General features: G+C 38.0%; 15 protein-coding genes. 13 read left to right on the plus strand and 2 right to left on the minus strand.

The genetic code is table 11. The features are described from left to right. Window positions 1-94 precede the first annotated feature (94 nt). From prfB to cccB, 5 genes are all read left to right on the plus strand, one after another. Window positions 95-1,193 (plus strand): peptide chain release factor 2 gene (gene prfB, locus ACH0CI_RS19560; RefSeq protein ID WP_114896991.1). Its coding sequence is split into 2 segments (ribosomal slippage): window positions 95-157 and window positions 159-1,193, totalling 1,098 coding nucleotides; the frame shifts between segments, so codons are not numbered across the junction. A 305-nt stretch (window positions 1,194-1,498) separates the two neighbouring features. Continuing rightward, on the plus strand, window positions 1,499-3,232 hold the full coding sequence (locus ACH0CI_RS19565; RefSeq protein ID WP_406902157.1) for an alkaline phosphatase D family protein: 1,734 nt from the start codon (window positions 1,499-1,501) through the stop codon (window positions 3,230-3,232). Window positions 3,233-3,258: 26 nt separating this feature from the next. Next, window positions 3,259-3,477 (plus strand): twin-arginine translocase TatA/TatE family subunit, encoded by a 219-nt coding sequence (locus ACH0CI_RS19570; protein WP_028412028.1) that lies wholly within the window; start codon window positions 3,259-3,261, stop codon window positions 3,475-3,477. Window positions 3,478-3,536: 59 nt separating this feature from the next. Next, the gene (gene tatC, locus ACH0CI_RS19575; protein ID WP_028412029.1) at window positions 3,537-4,253 is read left to right on the plus strand and encodes a twin-arginine translocase subunit TatC; all 717 of its coding nucleotides are present in this window, start codon (window positions 3,537-3,539) and stop codon (window positions 4,251-4,253) included. A 124-nt stretch (window positions 4,254-4,377) separates the two neighbouring features. Next, a complete protein-coding gene (gene cccB / locus ACH0CI_RS19580) occupies window positions 4,378-4,692 on the plus strand; it encodes a cytochrome c551 (RefSeq protein WP_013059743.1) in 315 nt (104 codons plus the stop codon). A 25-nt stretch (window positions 4,693-4,717) separates the two neighbouring features. On the opposite strand, the gene ACH0CI_RS19585 is transcribed toward cccB, so the two are convergent. After that, entirely contained in the window at window positions 4,718-5,254 is a 537-nt protein-coding gene (locus ACH0CI_RS19585; RefSeq protein WP_028412030.1) for a flavodoxin family protein, read from the minus strand. Window positions 5,255-5,592: 338 nt separating this feature from the next. Here ACH0CI_RS19585 and ftsE point away from each other — a divergent pair, with 338 nt between their 5' ends. The 7 genes from ftsE to ACH0CI_RS19620 all read left to right on the plus strand — a co-directional run bounded on the left by ftsE (window position 5,593) and on the right by ACH0CI_RS19620 (window position 12,977). Next, entirely contained in the window at window positions 5,593-6,279 is a 687-nt protein-coding gene (gene ftsE, locus ACH0CI_RS19590; protein WP_013085414.1) for a cell division ATP-binding protein FtsE, read from the plus strand. Further along, window positions 6,269-7,159, plus strand: a complete 891-nt coding sequence (gene ftsX / locus ACH0CI_RS19595) for a permease-like cell division protein FtsX (RefSeq protein WP_014457813.1) — start codon at window positions 6,269-6,271, stop codon at window positions 7,157-7,159. The genes ftsE and ftsX overlap by 11 nt, the downstream gene beginning before the upstream one ends. A gap of 160 nt (window positions 7,160-7,319) precedes the next feature. Next, a complete protein-coding gene (locus tag ACH0CI_RS19600) occupies window positions 7,320-8,528 on the plus strand; it encodes a murein hydrolase activator EnvC family protein (protein WP_406902115.1) in 1,209 nt (402 codons plus the stop codon). A 173-nt stretch (window positions 8,529-8,701) separates the two neighbouring features. Continuing rightward, complete coding sequence (locus ACH0CI_RS19605) at window positions 8,702-10,141, plus strand: S41 family peptidase (protein ID WP_028412032.1); 1,440 nt, start codon at window positions 8,702-8,704, stop codon at window positions 10,139-10,141. Between the two features lie 163 nt (window positions 10,142-10,304). Beyond that, window positions 10,305-11,495 carry a PDZ domain-containing protein gene (locus ACH0CI_RS19610; RefSeq protein WP_028412033.1) on the plus strand — a complete coding sequence of 397 codons (1,191 nt, stop codon included), beginning with the start codon at window positions 10,305-10,307 and terminating at the stop codon, window positions 11,493-11,495. 20 nt (window positions 11,496-11,515) lie between these two features. Next, entirely contained in the window at window positions 11,516-11,746 is a 231-nt protein-coding gene (locus ACH0CI_RS19615; protein WP_205689522.1) for a DUF2198 family protein, read from the plus strand. Between the two features lie 316 nt (window positions 11,747-12,062). Then, window positions 12,063-12,977 carry a proline dehydrogenase family protein gene (locus ACH0CI_RS19620; RefSeq protein ID WP_406902116.1) on the plus strand — a complete coding sequence of 305 codons (915 nt, stop codon included), beginning with the start codon at window positions 12,063-12,065 and terminating at the stop codon, window positions 12,975-12,977. Window positions 12,978-13,041: 64 nt separating this feature from the next. Here ACH0CI_RS19620 and ACH0CI_RS19625 read toward each other — a convergent pair whose 3' ends face one another. Next, window positions 13,042-14,703 carry a sigma-54 interaction domain-containing protein gene (locus tag ACH0CI_RS19625; RefSeq protein ID WP_047749599.1) on the minus strand — a complete coding sequence of 554 codons (1,662 nt, stop codon included), beginning with the start codon at window positions 14,701-14,703 and terminating at the stop codon, window positions 13,042-13,044. A 335-nt stretch (window positions 14,704-15,038) separates the two neighbouring features. On the opposite strand from ACH0CI_RS19625, the gene uvrB reads away from it, so the two are divergent. Next, on the plus strand, window positions 15,039-17,018 hold the full coding sequence (uvrB, locus tag ACH0CI_RS19630) for an excinuclease ABC subunit UvrB (RefSeq protein WP_406902117.1): 1,980 nt from the start codon (window positions 15,039-15,041) through the stop codon (window positions 17,016-17,018). Window position 17,019 lies beyond the last annotated feature (1 nt).

Here is a 17,019-nt window from a genome sequence, read left to right on the forward strand (position 1 = left end):
GAGTCAATTAGTATAGAATGAACTAGTACAGGAAGGAAATGAGTCTTCTCATTTCCTTCCTGTGCGTCAAAAATAAAATAGAGGTGTTTAACTCATGGATTTAGTAGAAATTAAGCAAGAACTTGACAAAACAGCTAAGCGATTAGCGGACTTTAGGGGGTCTCTTTGACCTCGATACAAAACAAGCTCGTATCGATGAATTAGATGAGACTATGGCTGATCCAAATTTTTGGAATGACCAGCAGGCAGCTCAGACTGTTATTAATGAAGCCAATGGTTTAAAAGATGCAGTAAATCAATTTAACCACTTAGATGAAACATACGAAAATTTACAGATATCTCATGAACTTGTAAAAGAAGAATACGATGAAGATTTAGCAGAAGAACTAGTTAGTGAACTAAAAGAGCTTATTTCAGGCATGAACGACTTTGAATTACAGCTGCTTTTAAGCGAGCCGTATGATAAAAATAACGCCATTTTAGAATTGCACCCAGGTGCTGGTGGAACAGAATCACAGGATTGGGGTTCAATGTTACTACGTATGTATACGCGCTGGGCGGAGAAAAAAGGTTTCAAAGTAGAAACACTTGATTACTTACCTGGGGATGAAGCTGGTATTAAAAGTGTAACGCTTTTAATTAAAGGCCATAATGCGTACGGGTATTTAAAAGCTGAAAAAGGCGTTCATCGTCTCGTTCGTATTTCTCCGTTTGATTCATCAGGCCGTCGCCATACGTCGTTCGTATCGTGCGACATAATGCCGGAATTTAACGATGAAATTTCAATTGATATTCGTACGGAAGATTTGAAGGTTGATACGTACCGTGCAAGCGGTGCCGGAGGTCAGCATATCAATACAACAGATTCAGCTGTTCGTATTACTCACCTCCCAACTAATGTAGTCGTATCTTGTCAGACGGAACGTTCACAAATTAAAAACCGTGAGCAAGCAATGAAGATGTTAAAATCTAAGTTGTATCAGTTAGAAATTGAGAAGCAGCAAGAACAGCTAGCTGAAATCCGCGGAGAACAAAAAGATATTGGATGGGGAAGTCAAATTCGTTCTTACGTATTCCATCCGTATTCGTTAGTAAAAGATCACCGCACAAATACGGAAGTCGGAAACACGCAAAGTGTAATGGATGGAGATCTAGATCCGTTTATTGATGCGTATTTACGTTCTCATATTTAATCAAAAGGCAGTATACCTCGGTATGCTGCCTTTTTTTAGTTGTTAGGACTTTGTAAAATTTGAATGAAGAAAAACGAGCGTAAAGAACTATTTGTAGATAGAAAATTAAGAAAATGCAGAAATTTAAAGGTTGCTGTCGTCCGTTCGCTTATTTTGTCAATGAAATAAAATGGTTTAAAATACCTATTTTATGGTAAATGCTTCTTTACAATCCTTTATACCTCTTTTACAAACAGCTTTTATAATTTGAGTTAAATCAAGAGGAAGGGGCATGTGCAGTGGCAAATAAATCGTTACACGAATTAATAGAGCAAGTAAAACAGAACAGTTTTTCTTCGAGTAAAGGGTTTGATAGAAGGCGTTTTTTACAAGGAGCTGGAAAAGTAGCAGGAGTATCACTTGGCTTAACAATTGCTCAGTCTATCGGTTTAAATGCAGTAGAAGTTTCAGCGGCAGCGCCTAAATTTTCAAGTTATCCGTTCACTTTAGGCGTCGCATCGGGAGATCCTTTAGCAGATAGTATTGTTCTTTGGACAAGATTAGCACCAGACCCATTGAATGGCGGGGGAATGCCTAATCAACCCGTTCCAGTAAAATGGGAGCTTGCCGAAGATGAAGACTTTCATCGAATTGTCAAACGAGGAACAGAAATAGCTAGACCTGAACTTGCTCACTCTGTTCACGTTGATGTAAAAGGATTAAAGCCAGGCCGTATTTATTATTATCGATTTAAAAGCGGTCATGAGTTAAGCCCGGTTGGAAAAACAAAAACACTTCCTTCAGCAAATGCAGAAGTAGCCAGCATGACGTTTGCATTCGCTTCGTGTCAACAGTATGAACATGGTTACTTTACAGCTTATGAACATATGGTTAAAGAACAATTGGATTTTGTGGTTCATTTGGGCGATTACATCTATGAATATGGACCAAACGAGTATGTGGCTGCAAGCGGAAATGTTCGTACTCACAGCAGCGCAGAAATTCAAACGCTTCAAGACTATCGAAACAGGCATGCTCAGTACAGGTCAGATGCCAATTTGAAGTCTGCTCATGCTGCTTTTCCGTGGATTGTGACGTGGGATGATCATGAAGTAGAAAACAATTATGCAAATGTAATTCCTGAAAAAGGACAATCAGTAGAAGCATTTATTCAACGCCGCGCGGCAGCTTATCAAGCTTATTACGAACATATGCCTTTGCGTCAAACATCCTTGCTTCACGGAACGGATATGAGATTGTATCGTGACTTTTCATATGGGAAACTAGCTTCCTTTCAAGTGTTGGATACGCGTCAATACAGAGACGATCAAGCAAACGGAGACGGAACAAAGCCGCAAACGCCAGAATCTCTTGATCCTAAACGTACGCTATTAGGGATTGAACAAGAAAAATGGCTTTTTACTAATCTTGAAAAATCAGCGTGTCATTGGAACGTACTGGCTCAACAAATTTTCTTTGCTCCCAGAAAATTTGGAACGGCGGCTAAGCCTACATACAGCATGGATGCATGGGATGGGTATACGGCGAATCGTCAGCGTGTTATTGATTTTATTGAAAAGAAAAAGTTGGACAACGTCATTGTACTAACTGGAGATGTGCACGCTAACTGGGCTTCTAATTTACACACGGATTTTGCCAATCTTAATTCAAGAATTATTGGTGCAGAGTTCGTTGGCACCTCCATCACTTCCGGAGGGAACGGAGCAGATAAACGAGCTGATACGGATAAAATTTTAAGTCAAAATCCACATCTCACATTCTTTAATGATTACAGAGGATATGTAAGGTGTACGGTCACTCCTGATATATGGCAAGCTGATTATCGCGTTGTGCCTTTTGTAACAGAACCTGGTGCGGAAATTTCAACTCGAGCTTCCTTTCAATATAAAAAAGATGGAAAAGGTATGACAGAAGTTGAAGTAAATAACGTGCCGCGTGGGCTAAAGATTTCTAAGGAAGTAGAGGAAGATCGTATGCGGGCACACGGGAAAGCACATGAAAAACAAGAGTTGAAAAAGAAAGAAAAAGTACAGCAGTAAATTGAGTAAGGGAAAGGAGGTCAAGTATGCTTTCTAATATTGGAATTCCTGGTTTAGTTATTATTTTGGTCATTGCGTTAATTATTTTTGGGCCGTCTAAGCTGCCGGAAGTTGGACGGGCGTTTGGGCGAACATTAACTGAATTTAAAGGAGCAGCAAAAGGGCTCGTATCAGATGATGAAAGTGTTAAAGAAAAGCAGGCAGCAACCGTTTCTGAACAAAAAAGGAATGAATCGACATTGTAAGTAAGGAAATAGACGAGGAAACTCGTCTATTTCTACTTGTCAGAAAGGAGAAATAGACAATGGGAGAAATGAGCTTGATGGAGCACCTTGAAGAATTGCGTGTTCGTATTATTAAAACACTTTGTGCATTTGTAGTTTTACTTATTGTCAGTTTTGTATTTGTACAAGATATTTATCAGTGGCTAGTGAAAGATTTGGACGGCAAGCTTGCTGTACTTGGACCAAGTGAAATTGTATGGATTTATATGGTGATTGCATTTGTTTTTGCGCTTGCTTTTACACTTCCAGTAGCTGCTTATCAAGTATTTCGGTTTGTTTCACCGGGATTAAAAAAGGAAGAGTATAAGATTATGATTACCTTCATTCCATTCTTTTTTCTCTTATTTGTAAGTGGCTTGGGGTTTGGTTATTTTGTTTTATTTCCAATGGTTTTAGCATTTTTAACAGGTTTGTCGAATGATCAGTTTTCACTCATGTTTACGGCGGAGCATTATTTCCGTTTTATGCTTAATCTGTGTTTACCATTTGGTTTTTTATTTGAAATGCCTTTAGTTGTCTTATTTTTAACGCGTTTAGGGGTTCTAAATCCAGTGAGGTTAGCTAAAGCAAGGAAGTTATCTTATTTTGCTTTAATTGTGATATCTGTGCTTATTACTCCTCCTGATTTTATTTCGGATATTTTAGTCATTGTCCCGCTTCTGCTCTTATATGAGCTCAGTGTGACAATTTCACGCGTAGTATACAAAAAACGTTTAGGAAACGAATCAATTGCTTGACCTCATACATAAATACGATGAGAGAATTCATGAAATTGAAACAAAGTCCTTGTAAACAGAGTGTTTTAAACATTCTTGAGTAGGTTATAATAGAGTGAAAACTCTACAGCAAGGGGGAGAAGGCTTGAAAAAAGTATTATTAACGTTAACAATTGGCCTAGCGCTTGTTTTGTCCGCGTGCGGCGGAGGCAGTTCCAAAAATGAATCTGCCGGTGAATCTTCAGCGAGTGCAGAAGATATTGTGAAGAAAAACTGTACAGGCTGTCACGGTGTAGATTTAGGAGGAGCAAATGGGCCAAGCTTGCAGCATGTAGGCAGCAAGCACTCAGAAGCTGAAATTGAAAACATTATTAACAATGGTCAAGGCGGTATGCCAAAAGGACTGATTAATGAAGAAGATGCCAAAAAAGTTGCGGCTTGGCTGGCAAAGAAAAAATAAGACGGGTATCCGTCTTATTTTTGTGTTAAAGCTGCTTTAATTGTTCATTTAAGACAATAGCTTGCTGTTGAGCTTTGACATCTTTTGCTATGTCTCCAGGTGCATTGGCTTCTCCAATGATGTATCCGCTAAAGGAAGAACCAATAAAATCGACAATGTATTGAAATTGCATAATAAGAGGAAGGGCCTTTACAGATGCGCCTGTGCCCCCGACTACTAATACATAGACGCGCTTATTTTTCATTTGTTCTTTAAAGTTGATTGTCGAATCTCTAAGGCTTTCAGACCAACGATCCACAAAGTTCTTCATCAATCCGCTCATACCGTACCAGTAGAGAGGCGTAACAAATAAAATAGTATCGTGCGCTGCCATCTTTTTCGCTATATCATAATAATCATCTTGTTGATTGGTAAATCCATGTTCATCGTGACGCATATCAGTAATGGGGTTAATGGTATGCCTACGTAAGTAAACTTCTTCAGTATTGATATCTTTTAAGACTGCTTTAGCCAATTCTTCCGTATTTCCGTTTTCCCGTGAACTTCCATAAATAGTGATCATGTTATCTCTCCTCATCGTTTTTCTTATTTATCATACCTTGTTTGTAAAAAAGTAGACATGAATGTGCTTTGTCTAACGATATTCGTAAAAAAATGAACAGCAAAAAACAACAGAATTAAAAATAAGGATAAATTCTCATACCCTGCTAAAAATATCCTACTTATGTCATATTTGAAATAAAAATGTAATATTTTTGGGGCTTATTTTCACGAAGAGTGATGTTATAATGAGAAAGCGCGTGAGCAGAGTCGAATTTTTGGTTTGAATTGTAGAGTTTTGTCGTATTTTGACAAGTTTTACATAGTATTAAAATAACACACTTGATTAGGTGATTACTTATGATTGAAATGCAAAATGTATATAAAACGTATCCGAACGGTGTAAAAGCAATCAATGGCATTAGCATCAAGATTAATCAAGGTGAGTTTGCTTATATCGTAGGACCAAGTGGAGCAGGAAAATCCACTTTTATTAAAATGATGTATCGTGAAGAAAAGCCTTCTTCAGGAAATATCATTGTAAACGGTGCAAATGTAGCAAAAATAAAAGATAGCAGAGTTCCTATCTTTAGACGTCATATTGGTGTAGTCTTTCAAGATTTCAAGCTGCTTCCAAAATTAACGGTCTATGAAAACATTGCTTTTGCACTAGAAGTAATTGAGCAAAGTCCCGAAGAAATTAAAAAGCGAGTGCTAGAGGTGCTAGAGCTTGTTAAGTTAAAGGGTAAAATGGATTCTTTCCCTGATGAATTATCTGGAGGAGAGCAGCAGCGTGTGTCTATTGCGCGTTCAATTGTGAATAGTCCTAAGGTTGTCATCGCCGACGAACCGACAGGGAACCTTGATCCGGAGACTTCATGGGAAATCATGGATATTTTTGAGGAGATTAATAAACGCGGTACGACTATTTTAATGGCAACGCATAACCGTGAAATTGTAAATACAATTCGAAAGCGCGTAATTGCGATTGAAAATGGAAATGTTGTGCGTGATGAAGTAAGAGGTGAATACGGATATGAAGGCTAGGACATTCGGTCGCCACTTACGTGAAGGATCTAAAAGTTTAGGAAGAAACGGCTGGATGACATTCGCATCTGCAAGCGCGGTTACCGTGACGCTCTTGCTTGTAGGCGTATTTTTTATGTTGATGATGAATTTAAACCACATTGCTAAATTGATTGAAAATGATGTGGAAATTCGCGTTCACGTTGATGCTGCAGCGACAGCGGATGATCGAAAAGCAATGAAAGAAAAGCTAGATGCAATTAAGCAAGTTGATACGGTGACGTTTTCTTCTAAAGATAAAGAGTTAAAAGATTTAATTAATAGTATGGGTGATGAAGGACAAGCTTTTGAACCGTTTGAGCAGCAAAACCCATTAAATGATGTGTTTGTTGTTAAAACAAAAGAGCCGACTGATGTCGCAAAAGTAGCTAAACAAATTGAGAAATATCCGTATGCAGCAAAAGTTCAATACGGACAAGATCAAGTTGAAAAGTTATTTAAAGTGCTGAAAGTAGCTCGTAATATCGGAGTAGTACTGATTTTAGGGCTTCTATTTACAGCGATGTTCCTCATTTCAAATACAATTAAAATTACGATTGTAGCTCGCCGTGAAGAGATTGAAATTATGCGCTTAGTTGGAGCCACAAACTCCTTTATTCGCTGGCCGTTCTTTATTGAAGGTCTGTTTTTAGGAGTGCTTGGTTCTATTGTGCCAATTGCTGTTATTATCGGTGTGTACAGCGTTTTATATAATGAAGTTCAACCTAAATTTGATGGATTCTTTGAACTTTTACCTGCTTTTCCATTCGTGCTTCAAGTATCGCTATTATTACTAGTAATCGGCGGTCTAATTGGGATGTGGGGAAGTACATTATCCATCCGTAAATTCTTACGAAAATAAAGATAGATTTTTAACATAATAGATTATAACAACCTCACATTTGATGTTTATCAGATGTGAGGTTGTTGTGTAATTACAGATAAAAATAGAAAAAAGTGCTAATGGGGGTCTTGCTAATGCCCGTTTATACGGGGAAATATGTGCAAATGGGGAGAAACAAATGACACGTAAGACATTAGTAATGACAGCAGCAGTTTTAGTTGGACTAGGTACAGCTTGGATAGGTAATGAAAAAGTTGCTTATGCAGAAAGTGCCAGCACTACTAAACTCAGTGATTTAGAGAAAAAAAGTAACGATGTGAACCAAAATATTAATCAAAATAAAGAGAAATTAAAAGAAGTTCAAGAACAGCAAAAAAACGAAGAAGCTGAGATTGCGCGTTTGGATTCAGAAGTCGGACAGACAAATGCAGACATCCGCAGCCGTGAAGCTGAAGTAGAAAAAGCAAAGCAAGACATCGAAAAGCTGAAAAATGAAATTGACGTTGTAAAAAAAAGAATTGAAAAACGAAATGAGCTATTAAAAAAGCGTGCTCGTGCTTTACAAGAAAACGGCGGGTCTGTGGATTACATAGATGTACTGCTAGGCTCTGAAAGCTTCGGAGACTTTATTAGCAGAGTGAGTGCGGTTTCGACAATTGTAGGGGCTGACCGCGATTTGTTAATGCAGCATGAAGCTGATAAAAAGGCAAAAGAAGAGAAAGAAACAAAAGTTCAAAACAAGCTAACGGAAGTAAATCAAGCGCTTGAAGAACTTAAAAATCTTCGTGCGCAGCTGCAAAAACAAGTGGATGAAAAGAATCACCTCATGCAAACGCTCAAAGATCAGGAAAAAGAATTTAATGAAGAAGCCGTTGGATTAGAAGAGCAAGCTTCTAGTTTAGCCGATCAAAAAAATGCAGCACAAGCTCAACAGCAAGAAATTGAAAAAGCCGGGGCAACAGAGGAGGCACCACCTGTTACAAGCGGGTCGTTTATGAGGCCGGCAAAGGGCCCGGTAACATCTCATTTTGGATATCGAGAAACGTTTGGAAGAGGACATTACGGTATTGATATTGGAAAGCGAGGAGAAAGTGTGCCAGTTGTAGCCGCAGCAAGCGGAAAAGTAATTAGAGCATATCATTCTTCTTCTTTTGGTAATGCCGTATTTGTTCGTCACAATGTCGAAGGTCAGACGTGGGTTACAGTTTATGCTCACTTAGAGAGCTACAGCGTCTCAAGTGGTCAATCTATCAATAAAGGTCAACAATTAGGTTATATAGGGAACACAGGACGTTCGTTTGGTGCTCACCTACATTTTGAATTGCATAAGGGCGATTGGAAAGGCAAAAGCTCTGCTGTAAACCCTGAACGTTATATTAAATTTTAAGTTCCTAGCATACGTGGTACAAGCTCAACATATAGTTTAACAAAAAGGCATCGCACTTGATTTGTGTGGTGCCTTTTGCTACAAATAACACATGCATCCTTTTTATTACATAGTTTTGGTTGTATCTATTATAATAAGAAGAGATGGCTTAAGGTTGAGGAGGATGAAAGAACTTGAATCGGAAAATCGTTGCACTATTAATGGCACTCTCCTTAGTTGTTGGAGCAGCAGGTACATATTTTGGCATTCAGTATGCAAATGCTGGAACAGTCAGTACCCCCCTTACAACTTCTTCAAATGATAGTAAAGTGGAAAAGGAAGAGCTAGACAAAATCAAGCAGGCTTACGAACTGATATCTTCAAAATATTACAAAGATGTAGATGACAAAAAATTATTAGATGGCGCAATCCAAGGAATGGTACAAACCTTAGGAGACCCTCACTCATCTTACATGGATAAGAAAACGGCACAGCAATTCACGCAGTCTCTTGATTCATCGTTTGAGGGGATTGGTGCTGAAGTAAGCATGGTAGATGGAAAAGTAACAATCGTAGCTCCGTTTAAACAATCTCCTGCGGAAAAAGCAGGATTAAAACCAAATGATCAGATTTTAAAGATCGATGGTAAAAGTATCGCGGGTCTTGAATTGAATGAAGCGGTATTAAAAATTCGAGGTAAAAAAGGCTCTACCGTGACATTAGATGTTCAAAGACCAGGCGTGAAAGAAACGATGAAAGTAAAAGTTGTAAGAGATGAGATTCCAATTGAAACCGTCTATTCTTCTGTTAAAAATGTAAACAATAAAAAAATTGGTTACATGGAAATTACGTCATTCTCTGAGTCAACGGGAGACGAATTTACGAAACAGTTGAAAAAACTTGAAAATAAACATATTGATGGTTTAGTTCTAGATGTTCGTGGAAATCCTGGTGGCTATTTAACGAGTGTTGAAAAAATGCTCGATAAATTAGTAACGAATAAAAAGCCATACATTCAAATTGAAGATCGTAACGGTGAACGTCAAAAAGTGGTTTCTTCAATGAAAAAGCAAAAGGATTATCCAATTGTGGCCTTGATTGATGGAGGAAGTGCATCTGCTTCTGAAATTCTTGCCGGGGCATTAAAAGAAGCAGGCGGATACAAGCTAGTCGGTGAAAAATCCTATGGAAAAGGAACGGTTCAACAAGCTGTTCCAATGGAAGACGGCAGTAATTTAAAATTAACGTTCTATAAATGGCTAACGCCTGATGGAAACTGGATTAACGAAAAAGGTATAAAACCAACGGTAGAAGTCAAGCAGCCGGATTACTATTATGCAAATCCAATTCAAGTTGATAAAAAGCCATTAACACGTGATATGACAGGTGACCAAGTGAAGAATGCTCAAGTGATGCTAAAAGGCCTTGGCTTTGAACCTGGACGTACAGACGGATATTTTAGTAAAGAGACAGAAACAGCTGTAACTGCATTCCAAAAAGCCAATAAGCAAAAAGCTACAGGTGAAATTGATGAAGATACAGCAGCGCTTTTACAAACAAAACTATTAGAAAAAATTAAATCCAAAGATGAAGATCGTCAGCTTCAAACGGCTTTAAAGCTAGCTAGTCAATAAGAAGCAGAAAAAGTTCCGTGCTTTTCCAAAGCACGGAACTTTTTTTAGTAAAAACAACATTGTCGGTTAGTGATGCATTTTGATAAAATAAAGAAGCCTATGATACATAACAATCAATCGTAAATGTTGTAATAAAAATGTGAAAAATACAGGTGGTGAAAAAATGGATTTTGCATTAGAGCTTTTAAAAGGTATCGGGCGTTTATTTTTGCACCCGTTAACTTATTTATTTCTGCTCGTCTCGTTTTTTGTAGGTCTTTCTCGCGTCAAGAGAGAGCGTCAGAATTTTCATGTTCGCGTGTTTGATTTTATTTTAGAAGCAAAATATTTATTTTTTCCAGGTATCATTATTGGTTTGATTTTATCCGTTGTTACCGTGTTGCTAGGTGTCTATGTATCTATAGGAACGATTGTACTTGTAGCTGTTTTAACTTTTATCATAAGCGGCCCGTGGACGTTTAAATGGCTTTCTCCTTCTTATACGGTAGGACTGGCTGTGCTTGCGACCTTGCTTATTCCTGCAGCTGGTTTCGGTGAAGGATTTATTCAAACGTGGTCTGTGCAAGCTCATAACGCAGATTTACCTTCTCTTACTATTTTAATGTCGCTGCTTGTATTAGCAGAAGGATATTTAATTTGGAAGTTTGGAGCAAAAGGTACGTCTCCAGCCATTGTGAAAAGTAAAAGAGGGCAGGAAATTGGGGCTCATTATTCTCAAAAATTATGGGTTGTTCCGCTTTTTGTCTTAATTCCAGGCAGCGCCATTACGTCTGTGTTTCCATGGTGGCCTGTGTTATCTATTGACGGAACATCATTTAGCCTGTTTTTTGTTCCTTTTGCTATCGGTTTTTATCAGCGAATTCAAAGTATGGTTCCGTTTAAATCTATTGAATTTACCGGTAAGCGTGTATTAGCATTAGGCGTGGGATTAACGATTATTACAATTGCTGCTATTTTTTATCCTCCTGCCGCTGTCGCTGTTGTTATTCTAGCGATCATAGGAAGAGAGTGGATTCGTTTGCAGCAGCGTCGAAGCGATGAAAAAGCGCCCGCACTATTTACTAAGCGTACACAAGGTTTGGTTGTGTTAGGAATCATCCCTCATTCTCCGGCAGAGAAAATGGGTTTGAAAGTAGGAGAAGTGATTATTAAAGTAAATGGAATCGCTATATCTGAAGTCCATAAATTTTATGAAGCATTACAAGTGAATAACCGTGCTTTTTGTAAGCTAGAAGTTATTGACGAAAATGGAGAAGTTCGCTTTACTCAGCGAGCATTGTATGACAACGAACATCATGAACTAGGTATTTTGTTTGTACACAATTATACAAAACGTAATTCACAAGCTGGTTAAAAGACGGATAAAAAGGAGAAATGTTTGTGGAAGTCAAAACGATTGCCGCAGTTTTTCTACCCGCCATATTGCTTGTTCTGTTTGCTAGAGTAACATATAACCTATATGTTGCCACAGCGCTGACGCTTTTGTTGATAGCTGTTTCTGTATATAAAGGGTACGCAGATTATCCGCTTATTATTTTAATAGATTTACTTTCAGCAGCCATTGGTTTTATATATGCAAAAGGCATGCTAGCAGCTGGAAAATAAAGATTGTTGCTTTGATGATAAGTGAATCGTCCTATTATCAAAACGTACGCAAAAAGCTCTCTACGAAATGTGGAGAGCTTTTTTATGTCGAAAAACGAGTTAGAACTCATAACACTGTTGTTACGGTTCCATCGATAAATGAGTATAATTAAATTAATTATACAAATATGTTTGTAAATAAAATAACTTAAACAATTTTGTGTAAATTATTTTAAATGTGTGTACAAATATGTAGTTGGGGTATAGAAAAATAAAGAAATTAATCTGAAAATTATATTTATTTTGATTTTTAAAAATAAAAGGAGGTTTAGTATCGATGGAAGTGTTAATGAGAACGATGTTTCAGTCGCTTGGCAAAAATCATTCAATGAATAAATTAGCTAAAAAGTATGGATTGCGGATGGGGGCAGCTCGTTTTGTTGCTGGAGACTCAATTGAATCAGCAATTCAAACATCCAAGGAGCTTAACAATGGTGGGAAAGTTGTGACACTCGATCATTTAGGCGAATTTGTTTTTACAGAAGAGGAAGCTAGGTTATCTACGGTCATGTGCATTCAGACACTAGAAGCCATTGCAGCATCGGGCGTTCAATCAAATTTATCATTAAAGATGACTTCTTTAGGATTGGATATTAGCAAAGAGCTTTGTATGGAAAATATGCGCAGAATTCTACACACAGCCAGAGTGAATGATATTTTTGTTCGAATTGATATGGAAGACTACTTGCACTGCCAAATCTCCCTTGATATGTATAAAGAATTACGTAAAGAATTTGATAATATTGGAATTGTGATTCAAGCGTATCTTTATCGTACAGAACAAGATATGAATGACTTACATCAATATCAAGCCAATTTACGTCTGGTAAAAGGAGCTTACAAAGAATCGCCAGAAGTATCGTTTCCGGAAAAGAAAGACGTAGATGAAAACTATAAAAAAATCATTAAAATGCATTTATTAAATGGACACTATACAGCTGTAGCAAGTCATGATGAGGAAATGATTCAGTATACAAAACGATTAGTAAGAGAAAACGGCATTTCAAATGATCAGTTTGAGTTCCAAATGCTTTATGGAATTTGCGTAGAGCTACAGGATCGTCTGGTCAAAGAAGGATATAAAGTCAGGGTTTATGTTCCTTACGGAATTGATTGGTTTGGGTATTTCATGAGACGCCTAGCCGAACGCCCCGCCAACGTATGGTTCGTATTAAAAAATTTCTCCAAATAAGTTCAGTCCAAGAAACATAAAAAATTCGACACAAGTATCCTGAGCTTCGTGTCGAATTTTTTAATTAGTTTAATCCGTATTCTTTGATTTTGTTATAAAGGGTGCCGCGCGAAATGCCAAGCAGATCTGCTGCTGCACTTTTGTTTCCATAGGTTTTTTGAAGAGTCTCTTCTATTAGCCTAGCTTCTTGGAGAGAATCTTCTTCTTTTTGAACTTCTGTGAAAGAACTGGCATCCTTCAGATTGTCAGGAAGGTGCGTAAGGGTAATCAACGACTGATCACTAAGAAAAATCATTCGTTCAATCGTATTTCTCAGCTCGCGAATATTTCCTGGCCAATCGTATTGCATAAAGGCTTCGAGAACTTCAGAGCTGATGAAAGGAGCCTTCTTTTTATACTTTTTACTAAATTCCTGTACAAATTGCTGCGTTAATGCTTCAATGTCTTCTTTATGGTCTCGAAGCGGCGGAATGATAATATTAATGACGGTCAGCAAATAGTAAAGATTTTCATGGAATTCACCGGCTTTTAGCAACTCTTCCAAAGGCGTCGTAGTAGAGGCTACAATTCGGGTTTGGACTTGAATTTCTTCCGTGCCTCCAACGTGATAAAAGGCTCGTTCTTCCAAGTAACGGAGAAACTTAACTTGAATTTCAAGAGGCATTTTATCAATTTCTTCAATAAATAACGTCCCGTTATGAGCCTGCTCCAGTTTTCCTGCAATGGTCGTTGGATCTTCTGAAAAGACGTCTTTTTGATGACCAAAGAGTTCAATTTCCAGAAGTCCAGATGGAATAGTGGCGCAATTTAAAGATAAAAAAGGTTCTTTATGTTTGGATCCCCCGTAGTGGATGGCCTGAGCCAGCATTTCTTTCCCAGAACCAGGTTCTCCTGTTAATAAAATAGGCATATCTGTAGATGCCACTTTTTTGGCAATGTCAACGGCTTGCTTAATTTCAGGACTGATACCCGCAAAAGAAGAAAATGGATTATCTTTCGGAATGAGAAGAGATACATCAATTTCTTCATTTAGTCTTACAATATTGGTAATGTCATGTTCGGTTGCGACTCCACCTATGACTCGGTTGTTTCTTATAATAGGAGATGCATTGATGAGCACGTGAGTTTGTTCATTAGGACGATGATACGTTCCGCGCACAGGACGCCCTTCATTTAGAATCGTATGTAGAATGATGGATTCATCTTTAAAATGCTCTCCGATTTTTCTACCAATAATATCATCTCTCTGAATCTTATACGTATGTTCCGCAGCAGTATTCCACAAGATTACATTTCCTTCATGATCGACCGCTGTCACTGCATCATTAATGGTTTCTGCCAATGTATCAAAATAGGAAGCTAATATCTCATTTTGGCTATGCAAATGTGTAATCCACTGTGAAGGTGTTACAAGTCCTATTGTGGTTTCTTGGTTTTCTGCTTGAATGAGGACTGGTCTATTCCAGTTTGTGTTGGCTTGTAAATTGGCTAACGTAGAAGTAGAAGATGAAGGCCAATTTGTGTCCGCTATTACTTTTTTAATGGACGATGCCTCGTCATGACCTGTTAAAAGGTATCGTTCATCTTTTTGTATTACATAAAAGGTACTTGCTGTGACTACAACGAAATCATAGTTGGAAAGTTCAGATTTCACTTTAGCTAAAGAAGTTGATTCTTCAACTGTTATAAAGGAGTTATTTATAAGAACTTGATCAACGCTTGCCATACTAAACCCCTCTCAGTACATATTTTTTATACTGTATCATAATTTAGAAATTGGCGCAAAAGCCTATCTTTTTCAAACAATTAGGCAGCTTACTTTCTTTTATTGCTTTCATCTAAAGAGTTGTATTCCCCTCGAAAAGGGTAGTATAAGAATTTAGTGGGTAATAAAGTAACAGGGTAAAAAATCAAAACAAACAAACACTATATAAGATTAATACTCATTAGTTTCATTTATGAGTATAAAGTGATAAAATACGAATATCAGTTCGTGTTTTCGGTTTTTACATATCGTAATAAAAATAGATAAAACAAGAAAATAGAAACGGAGGCCTTCATTTGAAAGATCAGTTTGAATTAGTATCCCCATATCAACCGCAAGGTGATCAGCCAAAGGCAATTGAAAAGATTGTGAAAGGAATTAAAGAAGGTAAGCAGCATCAAGTATTATTAGGTGCTACAGGAACGGGAAAAACCTTCACTATGTCTAATGTTATTAAGGAAATAAATAAGCCGACATTAATTATGGCTCATAACAAAACGCTTGCTGGTCAATTGTACAGTGAGTTTAAAGAGTTTTTTCCTAATAATGCAGTCGAATACTTTGTCAGTTACTATGATTACTATCAGCCTGAAGCTTATGTACCTCAAACAGATACATTTATTGAAAAAGATGCAAGCATTAATGACGAGATTGATAAACTTCGTCACTCAGCAACTTCTGCTCTTTTTGAACGAAAAGATGTCATTATTATTGCCAGCGTATCCTGTATTTATGGATTAGGGTCTCCGGAAGAATACAAAGAAATGGTCGTATCTCTTCGAGTAGGAATGGAAAAAGAACGCAATCAGCTGCTTCGTACGCTAGTGGATGTACAGTACGAAAGAAACGATATTGACTTCAAGCGCGGAACGTTCCGCGTTCGCGGTGATGTTGTTGAGATTTTTCCTGTGTCTCGAGATGAACACTGTATTCGCGTGGAATTTTTCGGGGATGAAATTGACCGCATTCGCGAAGTCGACGCCTTAACAGGAGAAATTATTGGAGATCGTGAACACGTGGCTATCTTCCCGGCATCTCACTTCGTCACGAGGGAAGAAAAAATGCGTGTGGCCATTCAAAACATTGAAAAAGAACTAGAAGAACAGCTAGAGAAGTTAAAAGAAGCAGGAAAGCTTTTAGAAGCGCAGCGCTTGGAGCAGCGCACTCGCTACGACCTAGAAATGATGAGAGAAATGGGATTTTGTTCAGGAATCGAGAATTACTCTCGTCATTTAACGCTTCGTCCGGCTGGTTCTACACCTTATACACTGCTGGATTTCTTCCCGGAAGATTTCCTTCTTGTGGTGGATGAATCCCACGTTACCATTCCTCAAGTTAGAGGAATGTATAATGGAGACCAAGCGCGTAAACAAGTGTTGGTGGACCATGGTTTCCGCTTGCCGTCTGCATTAGATAACCGTCCGCTTAAATTTGATGAATTTGAACAGCATATTAAACAAATCGTCCATGTTTCAGCAACACCAGGTCCTTACGAACTTGAGAAGGCGCCTGAGGTGATTGAACAAATTATCCGTCCAACGGGATTATTAGATCCAAATATTGAAGTTCGACCAATTGAAGGGCAGATTGATGATTTAATTGGAGAAATTCACGACCGGATTAAGCGAAATGAACGAGTGCTCGTCACGACGTTAACAAAGAAAATGTCTGAGGATTTAACGAACTACTTAAAAGAAATTGGCATTAAAGTTCAATATCTTCACTCTGAGGTGAAGACGCTCGAGCGTATTGAAATTATCCGAGAGCTGCGGCTTGGAAAATATGATGTGCTCATAGGGATTAACTTACTTCGTGAAGGTTTAGATATTCCAGAAGTTTCGTTAGTAACCATATTAGATGCGGACAAAGAAGGATTCTTGCGTTCAGAACGATCGCTTATTCAAACCATCGGACGTGCTGCGCGAAATGCTAATGGACATGTCATTATGTATGCAGATCGCATCACAAACTCCATGGACATTGCTATCAATGAGACCAAACGTCGTAGAAGTATTCAAGCAGCTTACAACGAAGAGCATGGTATTACACCGACAACGATTCAAAAAGAAGTTCGAGGCTCAATTCGTGCAACAGTAGTAGCAGAAGATACAGAAACGTATGAAGAAGCACCGGCATTTGATAAACTCAATAAAAAAGAAAAAGCAAAGCTCGTAGAAGAAATGGAACAAGAAATGAAAGAAGCAGCCAAAGCGCTTAACTTTGAACGCGCAGCTGAGCTTCGTGACTTGATTCTAGAATTAAAAGCGGAAGGGTGAT

Source organism: Priestia sp. 179-F W1.4 NHS (genome assembly GCF_045369295.1).
In the GTDB taxonomy this organism is placed as follows: Bacteria; Bacillota; Bacilli; order Bacillales; family Bacillaceae_H; genus Priestia; species Priestia zanthoxyli.

Bases quoted from the DNA above. Each gene is read 5' to 3' on its own strand.
- ACH0CI_RS19570 (WP_028412028.1), top strand. From the start codon at position 3,259: ATGCTTTCTAATATTGGAATTCCTGGTTTAGTTATTATTTTGGTCATT.
- tatC (WP_028412029.1), top strand. From the start codon at position 3,537: ATGGGAGAAATGAGCTTGATGGAGCACCTTGAAGAATTGCGTGTTCGT.
- ACH0CI_RS19585 (WP_028412030.1), bottom strand. From the start codon at position 5,254: ATGATCACTATTTATGGAAGTTCACGGGAAAACGGAAATACGGAAGAA.
- ftsE (WP_013085414.1), top strand. From the start codon at position 5,593: ATGATTGAAATGCAAAATGTATATAAAACGTATCCGAACGGTGTAAAA.
- ftsX (WP_014457813.1), top strand. From the start codon at position 6,269: ATGAAGGCTAGGACATTCGGTCGCCACTTACGTGAAGGATCTAAAAGT.
- ACH0CI_RS19600 (WP_406902115.1), top strand. From the start codon at position 7,320: ATGACACGTAAGACATTAGTAATGACAGCAGCAGTTTTAGTTGGACTA.
- ACH0CI_RS19610 (WP_028412033.1), top strand. From the start codon at position 10,305: ATGGATTTTGCATTAGAGCTTTTAAAAGGTATCGGGCGTTTATTTTTG.
- ACH0CI_RS19615 (WP_205689522.1), top strand. From the start codon at position 11,516: ATGTTTGTGGAAGTCAAAACGATTGCCGCAGTTTTTCTACCCGCCATA.
- ACH0CI_RS19620 (WP_406902116.1), top strand. From the start codon at position 12,063: ATGGAAGTGTTAATGAGAACGATGTTTCAGTCGCTTGGCAAAAATCAT.
- ACH0CI_RS19625 (WP_047749599.1), bottom strand. From the start codon at position 14,703: ATGGCAAGCGTTGATCAAGTTCTTATAAATAACTCCTTTATAACAGTT.